The 24752-nt window shown below is 58.4% G+C and carries 17 protein-coding genes, 5 pseudogenes and 1 riboswitch; of the genes and pseudogenes, 9 read left to right on the top strand and 13 right to left on the bottom strand.

The annotated features are described in order from the left end of the window. Positions 1-3 precede the first annotated feature (3 nt). The 5 genes and pseudogenes from ACTG2U_RS15780 to ACTG2U_RS15760 all read right to left on the bottom strand — a co-directional run. Positions 4-2538, bottom strand: a complete 2535-nt coding sequence (locus ACTG2U_RS15780) for a fimbria/pilus outer membrane usher protein (protein WP_439974732.1) — start codon at positions 2536-2538, stop codon at positions 4-6. A gap of 67 nt (positions 2539-2605) precedes the next feature. Beyond that, positions 2606-2995, bottom strand: a complete 390-nt coding sequence (locus tag ACTG2U_RS15775; RefSeq protein ID WP_128815986.1) for a hypothetical protein — start codon at positions 2993-2995, stop codon at positions 2606-2608. A gap of 99 nt (positions 2996-3094) precedes the next feature. After that, positions 3095-3493, bottom strand: a pseudogene (locus ACTG2U_RS15770) (fimbrial protein); the annotation flags it as partial. A gap of 26 nt (positions 3494-3519) precedes the next feature. Continuing rightward, the gene (locus tag ACTG2U_RS15765) at positions 3520-4662 is read right to left on the bottom strand and encodes an IS4-like element ISAs18 family transposase (RefSeq protein WP_041204923.1); all 1143 of its coding nucleotides are present in this window, start codon (positions 4660-4662) and stop codon (positions 3520-3522) included. Positions 4663-4754: 92 nt separating this feature from the next. After that, positions 4755-4907: pseudogene (locus ACTG2U_RS15760) on the bottom strand (fimbrial protein); the annotation flags it as partial. Positions 4908-5793: 886 nt separating this feature from the next. Beyond that, positions 5794-5880, top strand: a riboswitch (cyclic di-GMP riboswitch). A gap of 91 nt (positions 5881-5971) precedes the next feature. Between ACTG2U_RS15760 and ACTG2U_RS15755 the strand changes: the two are divergent. The 3 genes from ACTG2U_RS15755 (at position 5972) to ACTG2U_RS15745 (ending at position 10651) form a co-directional block, all read left to right on the top strand. Continuing rightward, positions 5972-6289 (top strand): hypothetical protein, encoded by a 318-nt coding sequence (locus ACTG2U_RS15755; protein WP_005354947.1) that lies wholly within the window; start codon positions 5972-5974, stop codon positions 6287-6289. 469 nt (positions 6290-6758) lie between these two features. After that, positions 6759-9518: a collagenase gene (locus tag ACTG2U_RS15750; protein ID WP_439974730.1), complete on the top strand. Its 2760-nt coding sequence runs from the start codon at positions 6759-6761 to the stop codon at positions 9516-9518. 185 nt (positions 9519-9703) lie between these two features. Next, complete coding sequence (locus ACTG2U_RS15745) at positions 9704-10651, top strand: ElyC/SanA/YdcF family protein (RefSeq protein ID WP_439974729.1); 948 nt, start codon at positions 9704-9706, stop codon at positions 10649-10651. A gap of 84 nt (positions 10652-10735) precedes the next feature. On the opposite strand, the pseudogene ACTG2U_RS15740 reads toward ACTG2U_RS15745, so the two are convergent. From ACTG2U_RS15740 to ACTG2U_RS15730, 3 genes and pseudogenes are all read right to left on the bottom strand, one after another. After that, positions 10736-11350: pseudogene (locus tag ACTG2U_RS15740) on the bottom strand (superoxide dismutase). Between the two features lie 17 nt (positions 11351-11367). Continuing rightward, positions 11368-11847, bottom strand: coding sequence for a hypothetical protein (locus tag ACTG2U_RS15735; protein ID WP_005354955.1), 480 nt, complete (start codon positions 11845-11847; stop codon positions 11368-11370). Positions 11848-12021: 174 nt separating this feature from the next. Beyond that, entirely contained in the window at positions 12022-13038 is a 1017-nt protein-coding gene (locus ACTG2U_RS15730) for a chemotaxis protein (RefSeq protein ID WP_005335957.1), read from the bottom strand. 201 nt (positions 13039-13239) lie between these two features. On the opposite strand from ACTG2U_RS15730, the pseudogene ACTG2U_RS15725 reads away from it, so the two are divergent. Then, positions 13240-13957, top strand: a pseudogene (locus ACTG2U_RS15725) (SDR family NAD(P)-dependent oxidoreductase). On the opposite strand, the gene ACTG2U_RS15720 reads toward ACTG2U_RS15725, so the two are convergent. Beyond that, on the bottom strand, positions 13944-16010 hold the full coding sequence (locus ACTG2U_RS15720) for a tRNA(Met) cytidine acetyltransferase TmcA (RefSeq protein ID WP_439974728.1): 2067 nt from the start codon (positions 16008-16010) through the stop codon (positions 13944-13946). The pseudogene ACTG2U_RS15725 and the gene ACTG2U_RS15720 sit on opposite strands and share 14 nt — an antisense overlap. Next, complete coding sequence (locus ACTG2U_RS15715; protein ID WP_042081878.1) at positions 16007-16318, bottom strand: HlyU family transcriptional regulator; 312 nt, start codon at positions 16316-16318, stop codon at positions 16007-16009. The genes ACTG2U_RS15720 and ACTG2U_RS15715 overlap by 4 nt, the downstream gene beginning before the upstream one ends. A 136-nt stretch (positions 16319-16454) precedes the next feature. Here ACTG2U_RS15715 and ACTG2U_RS15710 point away from each other — a divergent pair, with 136 nt between their 5' ends. The 4 genes from ACTG2U_RS15710 (at position 16455) to ACTG2U_RS15695 (ending at position 20146) form a co-directional block, all read left to right on the top strand. Next, the gene (locus ACTG2U_RS15710; RefSeq protein ID WP_005335965.1) at positions 16455-16661 is read left to right on the top strand and encodes a bacterioferritin-associated ferredoxin; all 207 of its coding nucleotides are present in this window, start codon (positions 16455-16457) and stop codon (positions 16659-16661) included. A gap of 144 nt (positions 16662-16805) precedes the next feature. Beyond that, a complete protein-coding gene (bfr, locus tag ACTG2U_RS15705) occupies positions 16806-17285 on the top strand; it encodes a bacterioferritin (RefSeq protein ID WP_429013947.1) in 480 nt (159 codons plus the stop codon). 202 nt (positions 17286-17487) lie between these two features. Next, positions 17488-19599: a DUF885 domain-containing protein gene (locus tag ACTG2U_RS15700; RefSeq protein ID WP_439974727.1), complete on the top strand. Its 2112-nt coding sequence runs from the start codon at positions 17488-17490 to the stop codon at positions 19597-19599. An 88-nt stretch (positions 19600-19687) separates the two neighbouring features. Beyond that, positions 19688-20146 carry a methylglyoxal synthase gene (locus ACTG2U_RS15695; protein ID WP_005354960.1) on the top strand — a complete coding sequence of 153 codons (459 nt, stop codon included), beginning with the start codon at positions 19688-19690 and terminating at the stop codon, positions 20144-20146. Positions 20147-20235: 89 nt separating this feature from the next. Here the strand turns inward: ACTG2U_RS15695 and ACTG2U_RS15690 are convergent, their stop codons facing one another. Both ACTG2U_RS15690 and ACTG2U_RS15685 read right to left on the bottom strand, forming a co-directional pair. Then, the gene (locus ACTG2U_RS15690) at positions 20236-21387 is read right to left on the bottom strand and encodes an iron-containing alcohol dehydrogenase (RefSeq protein ID WP_439974726.1); all 1152 of its coding nucleotides are present in this window, start codon (positions 21385-21387) and stop codon (positions 20236-20238) included. Positions 21388-21530: 143 nt separating this feature from the next. Continuing rightward, positions 21531-21986, bottom strand: coding sequence for a hypothetical protein (locus ACTG2U_RS15685; RefSeq protein WP_439974725.1), 456 nt, complete (start codon positions 21984-21986; stop codon positions 21531-21533). Between the two features lie 473 nt (positions 21987-22459). On the opposite strand from ACTG2U_RS15685, the pseudogene ACTG2U_RS15680 reads away from it, so the two are divergent. Further along, positions 22460-23930 (top strand): annotated as a pseudogene (locus ACTG2U_RS15680) (C69 family dipeptidase). A gap of 61 nt (positions 23931-23991) precedes the next feature. On the opposite strand, the gene ACTG2U_RS15675 reads toward ACTG2U_RS15680, so the two are convergent. Beyond that, entirely contained in the window at positions 23992-24738 is a 747-nt protein-coding gene (locus tag ACTG2U_RS15675; protein ID WP_123172293.1) for an SDR family oxidoreductase, read from the bottom strand. Positions 24739-24752: the final 14 nt, after the last annotated feature.

The following is a 24752-nucleotide window of genomic DNA, read 5'->3' as shown; positions in this document are numbered from 1 at the left end:
CCATTACTTGCAAGTGAGAGTCTTCATCGACAGATCGGTTACTTGTTGCGGCGCCACTATCTTGCACTGGCGGGCCCCGCCCCAGGAGAGTTCAAACGCTTCATTCGGTTTCACCCCGGTCAGATAGACCAGGCCATCTTCATCCACCACCGAGAGCACACGGCCGGAATCCTTGACGACGGTGGCACCAAACGGCGGCACTGAGCCATCGGGTAGTCTGACACTGGCCAGCAGCTTGAACCCTTCGGCAATTTCGAAGGCATTATACCCAATTGCGCCCTCGGTCAGGGTTCCCTGCTTGATGGCGTTCATCGCATCGATGTCGTCGCTCAGCTGATCCACATCGACCCGGGTGTCGCTCTTGCGATAGTCGGTCATGTCGCTGATCACCGCGACGCCAAAGCGGTTGGTCACGGCGCGGCCATTGTTGAAAGAGACGCCGGAGGTATTGTCGGTATCCACCATCATGCGGGTACCGCCACGACGTGTCGCCTCATGCAGGGCCGCACCGTGCTGGGTCGCCGTCAGACCGCCGCGCAGGCTGGCACCAACCGAGGTGTATTCGCTCTGCACGCTGTAGGCATTGAGGCTGACCGCTCCGATGTCGCTGTTGTGGTTGTAGTAACCCCGCGCCACGGCGTGGCCATTGCTCTGCACGCCCGCCCCCAGCTGATAGGTATCATCCGGTCGACTGTAGTCCTGATAGGTGGCCAGGTGAGTCACCTTGCCGTTGGAGGACTGCACGCTGTATCCCGCGCTCTTTCTGTCCCCTATTGGCACGCTGAGGGTCAACATGACGCTCTTGTCATCCTCGTAGTTCTCGGTCTTGGTCTTGTAGGCCGACACATAGACGGAAACATCCTTGAAGCTGCCGATGTTCACGTTCTTGTTGATAGTGAGGCCGTAGCGATCCTCTGCCTCGTGATCCCAGTAGGTTCTGTGGGTGTAGTCCAGATAAACCGTCAGCGCCTTGGCTGCATCCTCCGCCCAGAAGGTCTTGTTGGCGGTGATGGTGTAGAGCTCCTTGTCACCCCAGGTGTTGTAATCATCGCTCGAGGTCGTAGTGTTGTTCTCCAACCGATCCTTGTTATTGAGGAACTGCGACATGGTCATGAAGTCATGTTGGGAGAAGCGATAACCCGCGAAGGTGATCGAGCTGTTGTATTCATCAAACTGCTTGGCGTAGTTCACCCGTACCGACTGGCCAATCTTGGTCGACAGGCCCGGCAACTTGGCGATGGACTGGGTCAGGTCGGCGGAAATAGCGCCGAAGGCATAGAGATCACGACCGATCCCCAATCCCATGGAGTTGTATTCACCCGCAATCAGGCTGCCGCCGTACAGCGACCAGGAGTTCGCCACCCCCCAAGAGAAATCACCGGTCACAAAGGCAGGGCCGTGCACATCGTGCACCGAATCCGTCTGTTCGGAAGGTGCACCAACCGCCAGGTTGTATCGGACATAGCCAGGGCGAGTCAGGTAGGGAACGGTTGCCGTGTCTACCTGGAACGAATTGACACTGCCATCTTGCTCCTCTACCCGCACATCGAGACGGCCGCGCACCGAGCTGTCCAGCCCCTGGATGCGAAACGGGCCCGCCGGCACGTTGGTTTCATAGATGATCCGGCCGGACTGGGAGATGGTGACCTTGGCGTTGGTCTTGGCAATACCGCTCACTTCCGGCGCATAACCCTGCAGACTAGGCGGCAGCATGCGCTCGTCATTGGCCAGGTTGACGCCGGTATAGCGGAAACCATCGATTAACTGGGAGTTGAGCTGCTGCTCACCCACTGTTAGCTTGGCGGCCATGTTCGGCAGCGGACGATAGGCATAGATACGGTTCAGCTCGGTCGACGTCCGCTCATTATCACCCCAGTAAGAGCTGGCCTGATAGTCACCCCGCAGACGCCAGGCGCCGTAGTTGACCCCCAGCGTACCATAGCTGCTGATATTGCGATTGGAGTAACCATCGCCTTCGTTGACCTGGGCATTGATGTTGTAATCCAGCATCATCCCCGGGATCCCTTCATCCCATTGCTCGGGCGGAATCCAGTTGGGATCGCTGTACTTCATCCACGCCTGAGGGATGGCAATACGCAGCAAGCCGTTACCGATATCGTTCGAGATCACTACGCCGTCCAGCGCCAACAGGTTGGCACACTGGCCATCGTGCCAGGTATCGATCTTGGCGATGGCCTCGTCGGTCAGCGCCAGCTTGGGAATCACCTCTTGCGGCAGGCAGGCTACCCCACCCTTTCCCTTGCCAGTATCGCTCTCGTAGAAAGGGATTTTCTGCAGGGGCAGCTTGTTCTTGTTGACCTCGATCTCGAGGTAGTAGTCGCCGGGCAGGATGTAGCCTTCGTCGGCAAACTGGGAGAGGTCGATCTTGGTCCGCTCATCCAGATCGAGCGCATCAATATTAAACTCCGTTTCTGCCCATGCGTGATTTGCCACCGCCATCAGGCCGGACACGCATAGCATAAAAGCCATTTTTGAATAATGTTTTTTTCTCACAGAGTCTGATGTTGAAACGCTCATATTTTCACTCTAGGAATTGCATAAAGGTCTCACGTAATGAGGTATCTACACTAAGCAATTGGTTTGCTTACATATAATTGAGTTCTAACAGCGTCGTACTGTCCGGAAGAAACAGCTGACTGCTGATGAGCCCCAAATTGAATTCCAGATCACTGTTGACGATATCCGAGACAATAAAACGCTCACCGGATACCTTGTGATATTGGCCGTTATTGAGAATGCCCAGCTCATCGCTCATGGCACCACGCACGGACATGGAAATAAAAGGCAGTGATGCCACCGTCGCCCCGTCAACCTGACAACCGCTGATTTTCAACGTGCCCGGTTGCTGAGCCTGCAGTGGAATGCTGCGCAGCACCTCCAGCGTACAGCCCGATTCGGCTAGTCCATCCGTGAGTTCGTTGGCGTGGACTGATCCCGCCATCATCACCAGCTGCAGCACCATGGCCGCCATCATTGAAGTTTTCATGATTAGGGTTCGATGTGAGGAAACAGAATGTGTGAAGTTGTGGTGGCTCGCACCACCACAACCCTTGTCACACGTTAAGGCACTCTATTACTCGTAGGAGAGAGTAAAGTTGGTCACTGCAGTGAAAGCACCGGCTTTCAGCGGGTTGGTGTCTTGGCTTGCATAGCCTTTCAGCACGGCGCTAAAGGGCAACTCGTTGTCACCGTTGACCAGGCCGAAGGCGGCAGTCGGGGTACCCAATACGATCGGAGCACCGCCCGGAGCGGTCATCTTGATACCGGCACCCGCGGCGTCACCACCACCGATCACCAGCAGGCTGGAGTCTACCGGGTCTTTGGCACCACTGAAGGTCACCTTGACGGCATCTTCCTTGTCAGAGATTTCACAGTTCAGCAGCTTGATGCTGAACGGCTTGGAGCTGGACTCACCACCGTTGGCCAGCTCTTTGGTGCTGATCTGGCCCATTTCAACTACCTGGTCAACAGCTCAGAGATCCCCTCATTTTTAGAGACTCAAATAATTCCAAGTGTGCGGGTATATAAGCGGTGTTGCTTCAGGTAGTAGATAAATTTATCCATCAACAAGACCGCATTGGCTTCTTTCATTTTAGGTAACAACTGGTAATAGATGACCCCTTGCCGAAAGAACGAATAGGTTCGGCTCTTGCTGGTATTGACCTTGATCGTTCTCTCTAGACCGACACTGTCTCCAGCCTTACCCAGCAGCGTCAGCAAGACGATGGCCAGGGCACTGAATAAAAACAGTCGGTCGCGCCGGACCGGATTACTGATGTGCACATCTCCCATACCCATGCCGAATTTGTAATCTTTGATATCACGAAAACTGGTCTCGATACCCCAGCGCTGGCCGTATAGTTGCAACGCCTTGGCGGCGCTCAGGTCGGTCCGGTTACTGGCCAGAAACCACGCGTCTTTCATGCCACTCTTATGACAACAATAGACCCGTTCGACAGGCTGTCGCTGCCCAGTTAGCTCCACCGCTTTGAGGGTTCGGGTGCGCCCGGTCGGCGTTAGCCAGTCCCGAGCTGGAACCTGCTCTACACCAGGGTAACCAACCAAAACATTTCCTTTAAATCTAATGAGATAAGCAAAGCCTAGCTCTTGCTCCAGGCGTTCGAACAGCTCCATGTAACCAAAGCCGCGGTCAGCTACTACCGTCACGAAGATACCCTCTGGCAACGTCTGCTTGAGCTTGGTGAGCAGCTCTTTCTCATGGGCATTGCGTTGCCCTTTGAGCAACGATTTCCGATGGGTTTTCCACAGCAGCGGAGTACTGCGACCGTGGTTGGTTTGCAGGCTGATAACCAAGGTACTGTGATCATCGGCATCGAATTCGGTCCAGTCCATGGAGACTACGATCTCGGTACGTTCACCGACCACATAGGGCACCCAATCGTCAAAGAGGCTCCAGACATTGAGCTTGGTGTTAGTGAGCAGGCGATCCACCTGTTTAACCGCATGTTTACGTTCGAGACCGTTGGCCAAGGAGAGGCCACTACCGATGGCGTGGATGGCCAGTGAACCTGACTCGATAACCCCGAGGGTAGCATTGGCGAGGGAAAGAACACGCTTAGCATGCATGTCCTGTCCAAATATATCGTCGATGTGGTTGAGGATTAGTTCGTGGTTAAACATGGGGATAGTCTGTTGGGTATTAGCTGGTCAAGGATGGCGATCATACCTCAGAAGCCGCGCCACGCCTCGCTCATATGAGGGGATGGTTAAGGGTCAACAGACTCAGGGGCTACAGAACAAGGGGCGTTGATGATTTCACCGTTAAAAGTGACTTTACCGGAACCGGCACCACCAGCAGCAAAAGCGGAGCCGCACAGCAGCATGGAACCAACACCCATAGCAACCAGAATTTTATTAGCTTTCATTCGTTTATACCTACATTAACGTGTGTTGTACTGCATCACTCCAATCATGCTGGAGTCACGATATTAAGTGATGCCGCGATATACTGCACAGCAACTGTTGGCGTTCGCCTCTCATTAAGCCGATGAGAGGTCATGCCAATAATAAACTGTGCCTCTTCAGGTTTATTTAAATAAGCAAAAGCAACACACAGCATCAGGGTAGTTCCCGCTACACCTCAACTGCACAACTACATACGTCCTTGTCGTCTGTGCAGAAAGCCGCATTCCGCTTTTGCTTGACGAACAAATTAACGACTCGTTTGATGCACATCAAATACATTTTGATTTGTATAAATTTTTTTATAAACACTTAAAAAACAATGACTTAAGCCAACAACAAAACATAAAGCGATATCATGAAATAAATAAAGTTCATATAAAGGACATCTATTGCAATATTCTCAGACTGTGAATTCAAAGTCGCACACAAAATTTCAACAAGAACACAACAAAGATAATCTATCTATTTTTAACAATAGTTATCAACCACTTCATAAATCGCCCCCTAAAGAGGTAATCAGGTAATCAGGTAATCAGGTAATCAGGTAATCAGGTAATCAGGTAATCAGGTAATCAGGTAATCAGGTAATCAGGTAATCAGGTAATCAGGTAATCAGGTAATCAGGTAATCAAATTATTGGCAGCCCACACATAAATATATATCTACTACATTACATATTAATCATAGATATGACGCGCTAATATAGAGGCTTGCCCGCAATATTCACAGGCAAGATTTGAGATAAAAAATAAATATACGTTATTAATTATGCAGACTAACTGTGATCCATCTCTCATGATTTTTAAGCCGATTGATTTCTCAAAGTGGAGTGTTATCATCTAGACATAGAGTAAAGGGCAAACCGATCGAAAGGTCGGGACGCAAAGCCACCGGTCTAAGGGTTTTGATACCTAAGACAGCGGAGCTGCCATCTGAGAAGAGTGATGTTATTGCCGATTTATGGCATTACTCTTTGATTGCGTTGCCCTTTTCGTACAACACCTGTGACGAAAAGGACATAGATATGAAAGCTCAACACACCGCCTCCCGTTTAGTTCGCAAGACAGTTTTCTCTGTATGCACCTCCTTGCTGCTTGGTACCGCCTTGTTGCCATCCACAGCTTCTGCGGCTGATGGCTCAGTGACGTTTACTGGCACTATCTATGAATCTCCATGTGATTTTTCTGACAGCAGCGTGACCTGCTATTCAGGCATGAACAAGCAAACCATGCCTTTGGCTCACTTGCAGCAAGCCGGTCAAATCAGCTCAATTAGCAGCACTATCAGCTACAAAGTGACCAATGCCAGCAACATGGCGATCGTGACTGTCAGCTATCTCTGATGACTCATCTGTAGTGACGCTGAAATTGGCGCGAAACAGATGAGCAGGTGGTGTTGAAAGCAACTCTTATCAGGTCGCCTGTGCTACCCATACAGGCGGCCAATATCTTTTCATCCCGCCTCCTCACGAACAAATAGCTGGTTTTGCTGATTGAGTCACCAGTCATCATCCGCCCAGATAATGTGGCTTAAGCCATAGGGACATCTCGCTTTTCCTGGTCATTTGCTGCATGTCTCGTGTTGATTAAATGAGATCTGACACGCACTTTACACAACTAACAACTTCTTCAATAAAGTCGCATGTGAGCCCTCACTACGGCAGCAGGAGTTCAAAAACAGCAAGCATATAAATCAACGCTATATCATTGATTTATATGTTATTTAAAAAATGTTGATATTCTTTTGAGTCCCTGTAAATTGCCTTGCGATTACTCGCAAGACAATACACAAACAAGAACAAAGGGATAAAAATGAACCGTTCAGGTACCGGGTGGCTGCTGCTGGCAGGCCCCCTGCTTTTGGCTACATCCTCGGCGCAAGCCAACTACTCCCCCAATGACTGGCGACAGTATCAGCTGACTGGCGAATCGAGCCGGCAACTGGCCGCTCGCATCACAGAGATCACCTACGAGCTCAAGGCGCGCAGCAGCAATGCTCCTTACCAGCAGCTCAGGGTCTACCGTCGCTTCGACTGGCAGAGTAGCGATCTCGCCGCACTGGCCGAACAGCAGTGTGGCGAGCCGCAGCTCAAGGTAGATGCGGGCTGGCAGATCCGCTTCGTGCGCTGTGAAGATCGGATTCCGGCGGGCAAGCTGATCCCGGCCAGCAGTTATGACTTTGGTTATGGCCTCAAGCAGGGTCGCTGGGAGCAACTGGCGGGCACGCCGACCGCCCAACGGCAGGATCGCCTGCCACTGCCACAAGCCATCATCCTGGGTCAGAGCGAAAGGGAGCTGGATCGCTGCGAACTCAACGCACAAGGCCGCTGCACCGAGTCGGAGTGGCACTATCAGCCGCAGGATTGGCAGCAGTTGCAGGTACTTGAAGAGACCCCGAGCGAGCGGGATGGCCGGTTGGAGCAGATCTTTTTCCGTCTGCAACCGGTGGCAGGCAGTCAGGCAGCCGCTCAGGTCAGCGAGATCCATGTCTGGCGTCGTTATCAGTGGCAGCTGGATCAGCTCACGCCTCAGCAGGAGTGTGATGAGCCGCAGGAGCGCAAGGAGGGGAGCAACACCATCCGCTATCGCATCTGTCGTCAGGTGATCCCCGCTGGCAGCGAGGTTCAGGTAACGTTGCAAGATAGCGGCTACCAATACCCGGTCGCCGGCGGCGAGTGGCAGCCCCTGCCAGAGAGCAAAGAGTGGCAGGAAAGTCGGGTGCTCAATCGCCCCATCGTGCTGGCCAGCAAGGAGGAGCAGCTGGAGTGCCGCCGCGCCAACGGTCGTCTCTGCTCCGAGCCAGAGCAGCCCGATGTGGATCTGCTCGACAGCGATGCCGCCAAACTGGTGGCCGACGTGAGCGGCCAGAACAGTCCTGCCTGGCAGGCGGATTACGGCCACGATGATGCCAAGCTGATGGCGGTGGTGCGCGGCATGCGTGCCCTGCTGGCGGCCAACCAACCGACCCATCCGGCAATGGACAAGCTGCTCTACTATGTGCGCGCCCACAACTACCACGGCGGCGTTGGCAAAGAGAGTGATCAGGCCGCCCGGGCACTGGCCGGGGTGATGATTGATCTGCTCAACCACCCATTGCTGCTGGGTGCCGAACCACAGGATCAGGCTGGCACAGTGCTGGAAGCCTGGAGCGTAGCGGCGCAGGGACAGCTTGGCCAAGCCGCCTTCCGCCAGAGTGCCGCCCCCATGCTGGCCCAGCTCAACCAGGCGCTCGGCTATGCGGTGCAACATGCGGCGCAGATCAATGGCCACAAACCCTGGGCCGATGGCCTGTTCGAGCTGCTCAATCTGGTCGATCAGAGCGCCTCTTACGGTCAGCAGGCTGACTTCAGCGCTGCTGTGCTGCAACAGGAGGCGGCATTGCGCCAGAGCCTGCTGCAACTGGGCCTGAGCGAGCTGGCCCTCTGGAAACAGCGCGATGGCTCACGGGATCTGTTTATCTTCAACAACGTCCTCGATGCCCATAGCCGTCTCTACCAGATGATGCGCTACCTCCATCACACCAGCCCGGATAAGGCGATCGCCTACCGCCAACAACTGGATCACGATGTCATCGCCATCATGCGCCAACAGAGACTGGTCCCGGGCGGCCAGCATCCGGCCACCATGCTGGAAGAGGTCTCCCTGACCCTCTCCAGCTACTACCTCACCTACACGGATCGCACCAGCGAAGCCTGTGTCAGTGGCGAGTTTGCCGGGCTTTGTACCCCGATCCGCATGGAAGATATTCTGCCGTTCGAGCACACCTGCTCGCCCACCCTGCGTCTGCGCGCTCAGGATCTGACCCAGTCTCAGGCCGAAGGGATCTGCCGCGAGCTGGGTGACGAGGAGCAGCGCTTCCACCAGCAGATGGAGACAGGCTGGCAACCGGTGGCCGATGATCACAACGAAGCGCTGGAGCTGGTGATCTTCAACTCCTCCGCCGACTGGGGCCGCTACGGCAGCGCACTGTTTGGTGTCTCCACCGACAATGGCGGCATCTATATCGAGGGGGATCCGGCTCGCCCCGGCAATCAGGCCCGCTTCTTCGCCTATGAGGCGGAGTGGAAACGCCCTGCCTTCCAGGTGTGGAACCTGCGCCACGAGTACGTTCACTATCTCGACGGCCGCTTTAACCAGTACGGCAGCTTCGGCCACTATCCGCTCAACCGCACTACCTGGTGGGCAGAGGGGATTGCAGAGTACATCGCCCACGGCCAGTGCTTTGCCCGTGGTCTGGATAACGTGGCAAACCGCCCCGCCAACCAGCGTCCGACACTGGCGGCGATCCTCCACCTTGACTACGACCAGGGTGGCGAGATGGTCTACTCCTGGTCCTATACCGTGCACCGCTTCCTCAACGATACCGGTCGCGGCGCCAGCTGGCTGGCGCTGGCACAGGCGCTGCGCAATCCGGATCGGCAGCAGGCGATGAGCGACTTCGAAGGGGAGCTGGACCGGCTGATCGCCAACGACAGCGACGCCTATCAGGCGTGGCTCGCCCGGGATCTGCTGCCCTGGTGGCAAGCAAACAAGGAGTCAGACGCCTGCAAGGGCAATGACTCCGCCCACTGATAAACCTTCACCTAACAGAGGGGCTGCCACCGCAGCCCCTCGCTTTTTCCCCCGCACTCCCTCTTCTGCTGCGACAACCTCTGCCCGAATGAGGTGCCCGCCCGTTATCAAGCCTGACGCCAGCGGCCGAGTTGTAATAGAATGCCGATAGCCACTCCCAACTTCAGACCCTGACCGCACCGCGCATGAAGAAGTTTGCCAAGATCCTCCTCGCCTGCCTCGTTTTGCTGCTGGCCCTGATTGCCATGCTGCTGGGCTACAGCGAGTGGATCGTCTCGGATGCCCGTCACTACACCTACGATCAGGTGGACAAGGTGCCCTACAACCGGGTTGCGGTGGTGCTGGGTACCTCCAAATATCTCTCCGGTGGCGGCCCCAACCACTACTTCAAATACCGCATCAAGGCGGCGGCCGAGCTCTACAACAATGCCAAGGTGGACTTCATCATCGTCTCCGGTGACAACGCTACCGTGCAGTACAACGAGCCACGCCAGATGCGCCGCGCCCTGATCAAGGCGGGCATCCCCGCCTCCGCCATCTATATGGATTTCGCCGGATTCCGCACCCTCGACTCAGTGGTTCGCGCCAAGGAGGTGTTCGGCCAGGAGCGCTTTACCGTGGTCTCCCAGGGCTTTCATAACGAGCGGGCCATTTTCATCGCCCGCCATTTCGGTATCGATGCGGTCGGCTTCAATGCCGAGGACCCCAGCGCCTATCAGGGGATCCGCACCCGGGTGCGGGAAGTCTTTGCCCGCCTGATGGGGCTGCTCGACCTCTATGTACTGGACAAGGGGCCCAAGTTCCTCGGGGCACCGGTCCCCATCGGTCTGCCTGTGCCTTGCCAGTCACTGAGCACCATCGGCAGCCTGCAACCCTGCCTCAAACAGCCTAAACCGGCGGTGGATGAGGCAAAGCCAGCGGCATTATCTGCCGCGGTTGCCACCGAGTCGGCTACTCCATCAGCCTCGGCCGTGACGGAACAAGTCACGCTAGCTTTATCCGCTGCGGCAACGACTGAGCCGGTCACTCCCGCCAAATCCGCGGCAGAAACCGCCGCCGAGATGCCCAGCGCGGCCTTGCCCACATTTCCGGTGGCCCCTTCAGCCGCCAGCGTCAGCACTGCCACACCATAAACAGACGACCCGCCAACTGGCGGGTCTTGTTATTGCAGCGCGGGTTGTGGCGGCTGTACTGCAAACCAATTCCCAGCGACCAAGTCAGCCTCGCGCCGCCTGATAGCGGCGGGCCACTTCGGCCCAATCCACCACCTGATAGAAGGCAGCGATATAGTCAGGACGCTTGTTCTGGTACTTGAGATAGTAGGCGTGCTCCTACACATCCAGCCCCAGGATCGGGGTATGGCCATGCATCAGGGGACTATCCTGATTGGCACTGCTCTCCACCTGCAATCTGCCCGCCTTGTCCACCACCAGCCAGGCCCAGCCGCTGCCAAAGCGGCTCAGAGCCGCCTGAGTGAAAGCCTGCTTGAAGGCATCGAATCCCCCCAATTCCCGCTCGATGGCCAGAGCCAGTTCACCATCCGGCCCACCGCCCCCCTGCGGGCTCATCACCAGCCAGAACAGGGAGTGGTTGGCATGGCCGCCGCCATGGTTGCGTACCGCACCCTGCAAGGTGGCGGGCAAAGTATCGAAGCGGCGCAGCAGCTCCTCTACCGGCAGTGCGGCCAGCTCGGGCGCCGTTTCCAGTGCGGCGTTGAGGTTGTTGATATAGGTCTGGTGATGACGGCTATGGTGGATCTCCATGGTCAGTGCATCGATATGGGGCTCCAGTGCGTCGTAGGCATAGTTCAGGGCTGGCAGGGTATGGCTCATGATGACCTCTGTTCGGATTAATGGAGCCGGGATGAGGGCTCGCTCTGACACAGGCAGTGACCGAGCGAGCGCATGATCCCGGCGTGGCTGCCGTGGCGCTGTACGAACGTCAGCAACTCGGCACGGGTTGTGCGGGTATGGCGCAAAGCAGCCTCTCGCAGGCGAGAGGAGCAAGCGGGGGAGTGACAGGTTGCCAACAGGCAGTCGTGCACATAGCAGAGCAGGTCGGCGGCGCGATCGGGCAGAGTCATGGCCACCAGCAGATCCGCCAGATTGTGGTGAGCCACCACCAGCGCCGCCACCGCCTCATCGGCGTCATGCCACTGCACCAACTGCTGACGAGCCAGCCAGAGCGCCTGCTGATAATGAGCCAACGCCTGATGATACTCGCCGCAGTCAAACAGCCGGTTGCCCTCTCGGGTCTGCTGTTTCCAGTGACTCATGCTGCTGCCACCTTCGGTCGACTCGACCCACCCCTTCACCCAGGTTGCTGTCATATGCTTCACACCAACAAATGATAATAATTATCATTACACAAATCATATCCGGGAGACAAGGGGCGTCGGGATCGCAGCAAACAGCCAAAACAGCGCGGCCACTCCTTGGCAAGGAGTGGCCGCTTGAGGCACCGGTCAGTGAATTCGACCGGCTAATTGGAAGTTAACGGCAGGTCAGATGTTGTTGGCTGGCGAAGGCGGGGCAATTCCAAGCAGCATGTGATCCATCATCCCCACCATGCGCCCTATCTCGGGCTTGGTGATGGTATCGTTGGCCCCCAGTTGCAGGGCTTTCTGGCGGTTGTCATCGCTCATCAGGGAGGAGAACATCACGATGGGCATCTCCTTGTAGGAGGGGGTATCCCGCAGTCGCTTGAGCAGGTGCATGCCATCCATGCGCGGCATCTCCACATCGGTGATCACCGCATTGACGAAGCCGGTCACCGGCATTCTCTCCTCCTGGGCCAGACGATCGAAATCCGTCATCATCTCCAGCCCCTCTCCCCCGTCCTTGGCCGTGATCACGTTGTAGCCAGCTGTGCGCAGGGTGGTCTCGATCATCTTGCGGATAAAGGCCGAGTCGTCCACCACCAGAATGGTTTTGCCCTGGCGCAGCGCCATCATGCGATCGTCGATGAGCACCTTGCGATCCTGGGTGACGTCGTACTTCTCCATGCTGAGTTCGGGGTTGATATCGGCTATGATCTTCTCGAAATCGAGGATCATGATGAGGTTGCCATCACGCCTGACCACGGCCACCACGCAGTCGTTCTCCCCCGCCTCCAGAAACTGGCTGGGGGACTCCACATCCTCCCAGGAGACCCGGTGGATCCTGCTGACACTGTCGATCAGGAAGCCGTTGGCCATCTTGTTGAAGTCAGTGACGATCACCACCTTGTGGCTGGGGTCAGGGTTGGTCTTGATGCCGAGCCAGCCCGCCAGATCCACCAGCGGGATCAGCCTATCCCGCAGGGAGAAGACCCCCACCATATGACGCTGGGCGTTGGGGTAATCTGTGGTCTCCGGCACCCGGATCACCTCGCGCACCTTGGCGACGTTGATCCCGTAATAAGCGGTTTTTTCACGGCCGTCCGGTAGCTGCTTCTTGAGGTGAAACTCGATGATCTCAAGCTCGTTGGTGCCACTTTCGGTCAGGATAGATTTACGCTCTTCCCCATCTTTGGACATCATGGTGACTCTCATTCTGGTTGCGCGGGCAGCAGACCGCTGCGGTTTTCCCTCAGTATAGGAATGGAATTCACCCAACGGCTCGGATCTCGGCAAGATTGCATCGTTAACCGCTTGATCCCGCAGGCTGGCACGATCGTATCTGCCAATCAGGACAACATTGGCTGATGGTGAAATCCATCATGTACTCACAAGGATCCTAATATGAGTGAAGGCATTGTCGTGATTGGCGCTTCTGGGGATCGGGGCGGCTCTGGTAACACACTGGTTGGCGGCGGGTGTCGGGCCAGTGATTGCCATCAGCCGTCAGCCCACACCTGCTGGCCTCTCATCGCCGGGTCTGCACTGGCTATGTTGTGATTACAGCGATGAGCAGATGACAGAAGTGGTGGCGCGCATCGCGGAGTTGGCACCGAGACCGCACAGGGTGGTGATCTGCAACGGCATCCTGCATCAGGGGGAGATCAAGCCAGAGAAGCGGCTCGAAGCAATCAATCTCGATGCCATGACCCGTCTCTACCAGACCAACGCCCTGCTACCGCTGCGCTGGATCAGCCAGTTGTTACCGCTGTTTGGCCGCGAGCCTTGCACTCTGGCCGTTCTCAGCGCCCGGGTCGGCAGCATTGGCGACAACCGCGCTGGCGGCTGGTATGGCTATCGTGCATCCAAGGCAGCCCTCAACATGCTGCTCAAGTGTGCCGCCATCGAGCTGGCCCGGCGGGCCCCCGGCGTCAAATTGCTGGCTTTCCACCCCGGCACAGTGGATACCCAACTCTCTCGCCCGTTTCACGCTAATGTACCGACGGGAAATGTGCAAAGTCCCGAGCTGGTAGCCGACCATCTGATTAACCTGATGAACCGGCTGCAACCGGATGGCGAGCTGAGCTTTCTCGACTGGCAGGGCAAACCTATCGAGTGGTAGAGGAACTCAAGAGACGCGCCAGCAGCGCCCGCAAACTCTTGATCACGGCGGGCTTGCCCGCCAGTTGCAACCTCGCAGCCAGTCTTCCCCAGTCGGCATATTGCCAGATGGCTGCGATCAGCAGATAACGCTCTTCAGGAGTCCGTGAAGCCAACACATCCAGATTGCGCGCCAGCCACAACTGCAAGCTCGACTGGCTCAGTTCGAACGGCTTGTGATGCAGGGCAAAGCACTGAACCTCATCGCGCTCGAACTCGCCAAGCTCCGCTGCGGTGACGGTACTGCCTTGCAGGCATTGCCATACCAACTCGGGATCCAACAAGCTCAACTCACCCGCCAGCAGGGTCGGCAGCTGGCGTACAAAACGCTGCTGCCACTGATCCAACTCGGGCTCATGTTCGGGTTTCAGCGCCTTTAGCAGCAGGGCTGCGTGGCAGCCGCTGGCGGCATCCCGCTGCAGGCCGATGCGCAGCACCGCCAGCCCGGCCTTGCGCCAGAAGGGGAGCAGGTCGGCGCTGGCCGAAAAGGCAGAACCGAGGTAATCGATCCCCACCTGACGATAATGCTCTTCAAGCCTGCCAAGCAGTAGCGACCCCAACCCGTGGCGGTGCAGCTCGGGGTGGATGGCGATACGCATCACCCGGGCGTAGCTGCGCCCCCCCGCCGTTTTGAAACCTGCGTGGGCCAGCAACGACTGGGGCAGCAGATGGCCGCGCGGACGGCGGCGACCGGCCCAGATCGCCTCGGCAAGTTCAGGGTCTATCCCCCCTTCCCGCGCCACCAAGGCCACTCCCTGCAGGCTCGCATCCTGCTCCAGCAGATGGATGTCGAGATCCGGGCTCTCCAGCAGGGACCTGAGATCACTCGGCGTTGTCTGGTAGTGAGCCAGCACCAGCAGGCCAAAGAGCTGGTTGAGCAGCGCCTCGTCGCTCGCCAGCGCCTCCTGACAGATAAGACGCCAGCTCGGGCTGGTCGGTGGCAAGGGAGTTGCCACTTCGGCATTGAGGCCGAGCAGGCGGAAAATCAGCGGCTCCAGCGGATCACGCTCACTCCAGCGAATGGGCTCAGAGAGGTGGATCTCCAGCCACTCCGGGGTCTGGCTATCGAGCACCCGTTTGAAGCGCAGGTGAAAACCGCGCCCCGTCCCCTCGTAACCGTGCTCGGTGGTGGCAAACACGATGCGGCTGTGGCGGGCCAGCATGGCTTCAAGCAGCGGGGTCGGAATGGCGGCCGCTTCATCCACCAGCAGCAGGTCGGGATTCATCGCCTCGTGCACCAGCCGATCCGGCGAACAGTAGCTCAACCCGGTCAGCTGTTCCTGCGTGGTATCTAGCCCGCAAGCGGCGTGGGCAAACAGGGTCGCTACCGTCGCCTGCGAGGGGGCCGTCACCACTATGTTCAGCGCGGGCTGCTGGCGCAGCAGCTCGGCGGCAGCCAGCCCCAGCAGCGCACTCTTGCCACGACCGCGGTCGGCGCTCAGCACCAGTGGCCGACGACGATGGCCCTGCAACACCTTGTGGATGGCGGGCAGTGCCCGTGTCTGATCGCTGCTCAGCCTGCGTTCGGGCCCAATCGGTTGCCATGGCTGCGCGCAAACCGGCGGCTCCAGAGAGAGGGCGGGATCACCTTCCAGCAACCGCACCAGTCGGGCGATAAAGCCGTGGCCGGCCCGGCTCGCCTCCTCCGGCTGGGCCACCAGCCGGATCCTGTCGGGATCCGGCCATGCAGGCCACTCTACTCTTGGCGGGGTCAGCAGCAACAGCAAGCCACCGGCGCATAGAGTGCCCGCCAGCGCCCCGAAGGCATCGGGGTGAAAGCCGCTGAAGGCGTTGAATACCAGCGTGTCGCACTCCTGACCGAGCAGTTGCAGCGCCTTGGCGGCGGGTTGAGGGGCATAACACTCGGGCCCGGCACCCAGCCAAAAAACGGTCTCACCGAGCAGGGATTGGGCGCGGGCAATGCACTCGGCCTCCTCCCCCTCCAGCCAGATCAGGCGCCGCTCACCGGCGCGGGCCAGCGCCTCGCGCAGCAGGGTGACCTCTTGCTGTGTCATGAAGCTTGGCTGTCAGCCGATTTGCGGGGCTCGAACATGCGATCTCCCATCTGATCGATAAAGGTGTGGGCCTTCTGCACCATGAAACGCTCGGCATCGGCCGGATTGGCAAACAGATCGGAGCGGATGAAACGGTGGGTTTGCAGCACGCCGTCCAGCTCCTTGGTGATGCGGCCCGCCAGCCGATACTGGCCACCTTCTGCCATGGGCTCCGGATAGATGAGATAGCCGGCATATTCGGTGGGAGTGACTTCCGGCGCCTTGGTCGGCTCGCCCCCGAACAGGGCGCTGAACAGTTTCTTGAGCATGGTGATCTCCTCTGGTTGCCAGCATTGTCCCCAAGGGGTTGCACAGTGGCAAGCAGGGGATCTTATTACCAATGGTTATTTGCACTACGAACCATTCTCATTTAGATTTCATCTCATTCCACAAGAGGTGACCATCATGTACGTCTGTTTGTGCCGCGGCATCACAGATACCCAGATCCGCAAAGCGGTGCAGTCAGGTAAAAGCGAATTCCGCCAGCTCAAGCAGTCGCTCGAGGTGGGCGCCCAATGTGGCAAATGCGTGCGCATGACCATGGAGATTATCGCCGCCGAACTCGACAAGATGGAGCAGGAGCAACCCGTGCTCTACTACGAAGTGGCCTGATCCGGACACCTATTTTCTGATGCGACCCGCCAACAGGGTCACCCCTTTTCTCAGGCGAGCTGGCTCGCCGGACCTCTTGTTGTCACTTTTCTGGACTAAGCTCTAACGATCGAAGCCTCAGGCACGAACCAAGGAGCACTGTCGATGAAAGGAGATCCCAAGATCATTGCCCACCTCAACAAGGTGCTGGCCAATGAGCTGATTGCCATCAACCAATACTTCCTGCACGCCCGCATCTACGATGACTGGGGCCTCAAGGCGCTCGGGCACAAGGAGTATCACGAGTCCATCGATGAGATGAAACACGCCGACGAGCTGGTAAAGCGGGTGCTGTTTCTGGAAGGGCTGCCCAATTTGCAGGATCTGGGCAAGCTGCGCATCGGCGAGACCGTCGAAGAGATGCTGCGCTGCGACCTGTCGCTGGAGATGGATGCCATCCCCGACCTCAAGGTAGCCATCGCCTACGCCGAGTCGGTGCAGGACTACATCAGCCGCGACCTGTTCCAGGAGATCTTGGAAGATGAGGAGGAGCACGTGGACTGGCTGGAGACCCAGCTAGAGCTTATCGATCGCATCGGGCTGGAGAACTACCAGCAGTCGCAACTGCACCACGGCTCATCCTGAATAGTTATGGCATGAAAAAACGATTAAAAAACCCGCTCAGGCGGGTTTTTTAATGTCTGGCTGCATAGCTTTTCACACCACTTATCAGCATGAAAAATAAGCGTATTTTTGCTATTCAGATCGCAAAAACAGACGCTTGGGAGTTGCACTATTGGGGCCCCTCACAGGGACATACAATAACAACATGTGAAAGGACTACATCATGCACTTCCTACCCAACAAGCTCGCGCTAGCCTGCGCCATTGCCCTGTCTCTTGCCGCCTGCAATGACAACAGCTCGAACGCACCGGCAGATCCTGCAGCCACCAAAACATCCCTGATGCAAACCATGGATGAGGCCCTGCGCGAGAGCCAGTCGCTCGACCCCTACGGTTTTGCCATCGATGCCGCCAGCATCGCCAAGCGCAAGGCCCTCGACAGTTCCCTGCTCAAACGGCTGGATGCCCTGGACTCGAGCGTTCTGAGCGAACGGGACCGGTTGTTCTACGACATGATCCGCTGGGATCTGCAGATCAACCTGGCGGGTTACGATCTGCCCCAATCCCAGATCCCGATCCATCACTTCCGCAACCGCGTGGTGGATCTGGCAGATGACGTCGGAGCAGCCCCTGCCAGCGGCAAAGCGGCTCGCACCGTCAGCAGTGGCTTCGACTATTTCGAGCACAGCTCGGCCGACAGGGTCACGCCGGGTGATGGCGCATGGCGACGGGATCTCGACCGCACAGACACAGCGCCGGCACTTGCAATGGCAACTCGAGCAAAGACAACAATGACCCCGCTGGCCTGGTATCAGGAACACCTCACCTGGCTCAAGGCCTATGATGTCTATCTTGCCGAGGTGAAACACCAGTTCGAGCTGGCCAGTATTCAGGGCAACACCTTGCCTGATGAGCTGGTAGACCGGCTGCTGGCCCAGCTCAACAGCAAGCTGGATGGGGAGGCGATCGCCGGCTCCTACCTCGGCTGGCAGCAGTTGCCGGGGGATGCCGATGCCACACTGCGAGCAGACTACAAAGCCGTGTTGGACAGCATCAACAGCCGTTATCTGGCGCTGCGCGACTATCTGGATTACCAGCATGGCGGCGCCTATGCAGTGCGCTTGGGTAGTGGCGAGTGTGACGACGGTTTCTGTGGCATGACCAACGGGCGAGACTGGTATAGCTGGCTGCTGAAGAAGCACACCACCACCAATATGACACCCGAGCAGATACATGAGCTGGGATTGAGCGAGGTAGAGCGGATCTTCGCTGCCATGGTCAAGGTATGCCATACCGTCGGCAAGTGTGACAGCGACGACGTGAGCCAGAGCAAGCAGAGCGGCCAAATCTACGCCTTCTTCCGCTATCTGAACGATCCAGCATTCTTCTATCAGAACCCGCTAGAGGTCTGGTCCGCCGGCCTCAACCCGGACAATGCAGCCGGGGCGATGCTGAGCGGGCCACAGCAGCAGGCGCTGGCCGAACACGAGCGGGCACTGCAGGAGTACAACATCTTCAAGAGCAAGGCTGCACTGGTACTGCCGGACTTCTTCGATGCCGAACGTACCATTCCCAAACTGGATTACGAGGTGGTGCCCGTCTCCTATGAAGATGCGCCATACGGCGGGGTGGCCTGGTATCAGGACGGCAACCCGCAGACCGGCCGCAAGGGGCAGTTCTTCCTCAACACATACTACCCCTATGGTCTGCAGAGCTGGAACATCAGCACCCTGCTGGCCCACGAGGCGGCGCCGGGTCACCACTTCCAGATCACCATCGCCCAGGAGCTGGCCGCCAAGGACCCCGACTTCCCGCAGTACGTGGCTAACGCCTCCTACACCGCCTATGCGGAGGGCTGGGCGCTCTACACCGAATACCTGGCGGATCACGACATGGGGCTCTATCAGGGACGGGGCCTCTATGATCCGGCGGTGGGAGACGTGAAGGTCGAGGGATCATCCGCCTTCAACAACCAGTTGCAATACTTCGGTCGCCTCAACGAGGAGATGCTCAGGGCGATGAGGCTGGTAGTGGATACCGGTATCCACTGGTATGGCTGGAGCCACGATCAGGCTGTCAACTACATGAAGGAGAACTCGGCGCTGGGGGCGGGGGACATCAGCTCCGAGGTGCCGCGCTACATGGCCTACACCGGTCAGGCGACCTCCTACAAGGCAGGCCAGCTGGCGCTGATCCGGATGCGGGAATCGGCAGAGCAGGCACTGGGCGGAGGCTTTGACCTCAAGGCGTTCCACCATCATGTGCTGGAATACGGCATGTTGCCCATCTCGGTGCTGGAGCAGAAGAACAAGCAGTGGATTGAACAGTCGAAGTGATCACAGTTACGGCGCCCGGCAAGGCAACGGGCGCCGCTTTCGATTAGGATACGGCTCTCTTCCAATAACAATGCTACGGACGATTTCCATGGAACAGATTGCACGCGAGATGGCGCCCCACAAACGGGTGGCACTGGTGGCTCACGACAACATGAAGACCCCTCTGCTGAACTGGGTGATGCGCCGCAAGGAGGAGCTCAAGCTCCACCATCTCTATGCGACCGGCACCACCGGCACCATGCTCGGCAAGCAGGCGCAGCTGCCCATCACCTGCCTCTTCTCCGGCCCCATGGGGGGCGACCAGCAGCTCGGCGCCCTGATCGCCGAAGGGAAGATCGATGTGCTGATCTTCTTCTGGGATCCCCTCAATGCGGTGCCCCACGATCCGGACGTGAAGGCGCTGCTGCGCCTCGCGGCAGTCTGGAACATCCCGGTCGCCACCAACGAGGCGACCGCCGATTTCATCATGGACAGCCCCCATATGCGGCAAGCGTTCAGCGTACAGATCCCGGATTACGCCGGTTATCTGAAGGCACGCACCGAGTGATCGGCTAACCCGTCATACAAGAGGGCCGCAACAAGCGGCCCTCTTTAATTGGGAAAATGAATCAGCCAGGGACACAAACCGGCGCCGGCTTATAGCGCGCGGGCGAGAATGCGTGCCACCCGATCCGGGTCGATATCCTGCTGCTCACCGAGCGCGGTGCGCCCCACCCGCTTGAGGTTGGAGCAGACCGCCGGAATGCAACTTTCGCTGAGGCCATAGTCGGCCAGCCGGGTACCCAGTCCCATCTTCTGGAAGAACTGCTCGGTGCGGATAGTCGCCTCTTCGATGCGCAGGGCCTTGTCCTCGCGGGTCGAATGCCACACCCGCTCGGCAAACTGGGCCAGCTTGTCCTGCTTCTGGCTCGCCCGCTCACGGAGCAGTGAGGGGAGCACCACCGCCAAGCTCTGGCCGTGGTCGAGCCCGTAAAGCGCCGTCAGCTGATGACCGATGGCGTGAGAGGCCCAATCCTGCGGCACCCCGCAACCGATAAGGCCGTTGAGCGCTAGACTGGCCGCCCACATCAGATTGGCCCGCACCTGATAGTTGGTCGGCTCCGCCAGCGCCCTGGGGCCGTTCTCCACCAGCACCTGCAGCAAACCTTCCGCCAGCCGATCCTGTACCTCGCCTCCCACCGGGAAGGTGAGGTACTGCTCGGCGATATGGACGAAGGCATCCACCACGCCATTGCCGGTCTGGCGCGGCGGCAGGCTGTAGGTGGTGGTCGGGTCGAGCACCGCAAACTGCGGCTGCACCAGCGGGCTTCTGAAGGAGATCTTCACATCCCCCCGGCTCACCACCGAGGTGGGATTGCTCTCGGAGCCGGTGGCTGGCAGGGTCAGCACACAGCCCATCGACAGCGCCTTGTGCACACTCGCCTGTTTACCGCAGATATCCCAGGGATCATCCCCCTCGTAGCAGGCGGCCGCCGCAACAAACTTGGTGCCATCCACTACCGAGCCGCCACCGACCGCCAGCAGGAAGTCGATGCGCTCGCGTTTCACCTGCGCCACCGCCTCCATCAACAGCTCGAATCTGGGGTTGGCGCCGATGCCGGAGAACTCCTGCCACGTCACCCCCTCCAGCGCCCGGGTCAGCTGCTCATAGACGCCGTTTTGCTTGATGCTGCCTCCGCCATAGAGCACCAGCAGCCGGCTGCCGGGCGGGATCAGTTCGGGCAGGCTGGCGATCTGCCCCTCGCCGAAACAGATACGGGTCGGATTGGCATATTGGAAGTTGTACACGGCGGACTCCTCGACTGGCTCAATGCGCGGACATTGTGCGCCTGTGGGGAGGTGAGGTCAAAAGAGGTGGCAGAAGCTTGCCCATCGGCGGTCGACACTGGCCCATCGGTGCCGACCGGGTAGATCTCAGAACAGCGGCAGGATCAGGCAGTTTTGGCCTCATCTTTGGATGAGCTCTTCTTGCCGGTCAGGCGATCCATTGCCTCTTTCAGCATCGCCTCTCGCTGCTCGTTGAGCGGCTTGCTCTGCTCCGCACGCTCTTCCTGCGTCAGCTTCTTGTTATCGGCGATGGTCTTGAGCTTCTCTTCGATCTCGTTGAACTTCTTGCGATCGAAACCAAGCGCCTTGTCCACCAGCTGCTGCACCACGCCCCCCTTGTCGGAGCTCATATCCAGCGCCGGTGGCAACTTGTTGTTCTTGGCCAGATGTTCGTAGGTCAGCACCTGCTGGGCCTGGCCGGTCATGCGCTGGGTGGAGAGGCTGACCATCTCCTCCCAGCCACCGCCCTGACCGCCGCTACTGGCACTGTTGAGGGTAGCGAGGGCGCGGTTGTTGGAGGCGCTCTGGGCAAGCTGCTGGCTGTAGGGTTTGATATCCATGGGGGCTCCAATTCAGTGCGCATCTGCGGCAATGGGCACAGGCTGATCCGGTCACATGGGGCGTCAGGCCCCACCATTATCAATTAAACCAGCAAGTTACAGGCCAACTTGTCAGATAGTGCGAGATCCAGAGATATGGCGGATCTCACCACGTCCCCCACGCAAACTGGCGTCAGAATCATGACTCATCTGCTGCCAGTTCACGCTGTTTTGGCACATTTCGCCGTCCGCGTACCACGACGCCAGAGAAAAGTCAGGAACCGCAGCTCGATCACAAAATAAACAACCACTCGGGAATACAATTTTGGCGCACATCACAACCAGCCAGCCGTGTCATGGATGATCTGTTCGAAAAACCAATAACAGGCAGACCAATCTGCCGTGCTCACTCCGCTGCCAGTTCGGAGTTGCAGCCTCCCCACACCTCATCCCCTCGTCTGACTCTCACTCACCACAACCCTTCGGGTACACCTATGAAAAAACACACCTTGAGTCTTCTCTCCGCCACCCTGCTCACCCTGCTTGGCACCAGTGCCGACGCCTGTACCGGCCTCATCGTCGGCAAGGGAGCCAGCTTGGACGGCAGCGTAATGATCGCCAGAAACGAGGATTTTGGCGTCAACAACTGGAACAAGTACCTCGCCTTCCGGCCCGCGCAGCAAAATGAGGGCAAACTCTGGAAACTGGGCAACGGGCTGGAAGTGCCGATGCCCAAAGCATTTTTCGCCTACTCCGCCATCCACGACTGGGATGCCACAACCAGCGACCCGGCAGGCAAATATTATGAGGAGCGCGGCATCAACGAGTTCAACGTCGCCATCTCGGCCACCACCAGTGCCGAGGTCAACGACAAGGCCCAAAAAGCCGATCCGCTGATCGAGAAGGGAGTGATTGAAGCCATCATCCCGACCCTGATCCTGCCGCAGGCCAAGACGGCCAAAGAGGGGGTCGAGCTGCTCGGCCGCTATGTGGAGCAATATGGCGCCGGTGAGGGCAACAGCCTCTATGTGGCGGATGTGAACGAGGCCTGGCTGATGGAGATCGGCTCCGGCCACCACTGGATCGCGGTGCGGGTGCCGGACGACAGCTACGCCATGGTGGCCAACGGCCTGCGCATCCACGGCGTCAATCTCGACAGCGCCGATGTGCTGCACTCGCCCAAGCTGCTGGAGTTCGTGCGCGAACACAAACTGCTGGATAACGCCGATCCGAAAGATTTCAACTTCGCCAAGGCGTTCGGGGTGATTGCCGATCCCTACAACGTGGATCGGGAGTGGCTCGGCAAAAATGCTGACCGCCTCCCACAAACAGGCGACCCGGCAGACGCAATATCCGCTCTTTATGAAACCAGATTCCCCCATCGCCGTGCCGGACGTGGCCAAGGTGCTGAGCGCCACCTATGACGGCACGTCTCTGGCGGGCAAGGCAGAGCGGCCGATCCGCGTCGATCGCCAGCTGGAATCCCACGTCATCCAGCTGCGCAAGGAGATGCCCAAAGAGCTGCAGGGGCTCATCTGGCAGAGTTACGGCGTGCTGGCCGAATCTGTGATGGTGCCGCTCTACAACACCCTGGAATCCTACCCCCTGCCCTATCGCACCGGCAGCGACAGCTACTCCGATGACTCCGCCTACTGGCAGTTCCGCAGCCTGACAGCGCTGGCCAGCGCCGATCCGGACAAATACCTGCCGCTGCTGCGAAACGTCTGGAGCAAGGAGAGCGCCAAGCTCTACAAGGAGGTCGCCGTGCTCGACAAGAGCCTCAAGCAGGCCTACGCCAGCGACAAGGCCACCGCCATCGGGCTGGCCGCCGACTACTCCTATGGCCAGTTGGAGCAGACCTATCAGATGGCCAAAGATCTGCGCTACAAGCTGATGACGGATCTGACCAAGCGCAACGAGAAGAAGTACTCGGAGGAGGAGTTCAAGAAGATCATGAGCCTATGAACGGCTCGCCAACGCAAAGAGGCTCCCACGGGAGCCTCTTTTGTTTCAGCCAATCCAGCGATCAGCGACGGCTGATATTGAGCGGGCCGAAGGTCTGCGCCACCGGCATGATCTCGATGCTGTTGATGTTGACGTGGGCCGGTTGCTGGCTCACCCAGAGCACGGTATTGGCGATATCTTCCGGCTGGATCGCCTCCACCCCCTGATAGACGGAGGCCGCCTTGGCGTCGTCACCGTGGAAGCGCACGTTGGAAAACTCGGTGCCGCCGCACAAGCCCGGCTCCACGTTGGTGACGCGGATGGCGGTGCCCGCCAGATCGGCGCGCAGGTTTAGGCTGAACTGCTTCACGAACGCCTTGGTGGCGCCGTAGACGTTGCCGCCCGGATAGGGGTAAGTGCCGGCGATGGAGCCGATGTTGATGACATGGCCGCGATTGCGCGCCACCATGCCCGGCAGCAGCAGGCGGGTGAGCAGAGTCAGACCGCTGATGTTGGTGGCGATCATCTGCTCCCAATCTTCCAGATCCGCCTTGTGGGCCGGCTCCAGCCCCAGCGCCAGACCGGCGTTGTTGACCAGCAGATCCACCTCGCTCCACTCGGCTGGCAGAGCGGCGATGGCCGCGCGGGTGGCCGCCTTGTCCTGCACGTCGAACGCCAGCGGCAGGAACTGCTCGCCCAGCTCGTCAGCCAGCGCAGCCAGCCGCTCGGCGCGGCGACCGGTGCCGATCACCTTGTAGCCCGCCTGCACCAGCTGGCGGCTGATGGACTCACCAAAACCGGACGAGGCGCCCGTTACCATTGCAATCATCTGAACCTCCATTA

This window comes from Aeromonas sp. 95A (genome assembly GCF_051919235.1).
Lineage (GTDB): Bacteria > Pseudomonadota > Gammaproteobacteria > Enterobacterales > Aeromonadaceae > Aeromonas > Aeromonas veronii.
This window is presented reverse-complemented; position numbering and strand designations above follow the sequence as displayed.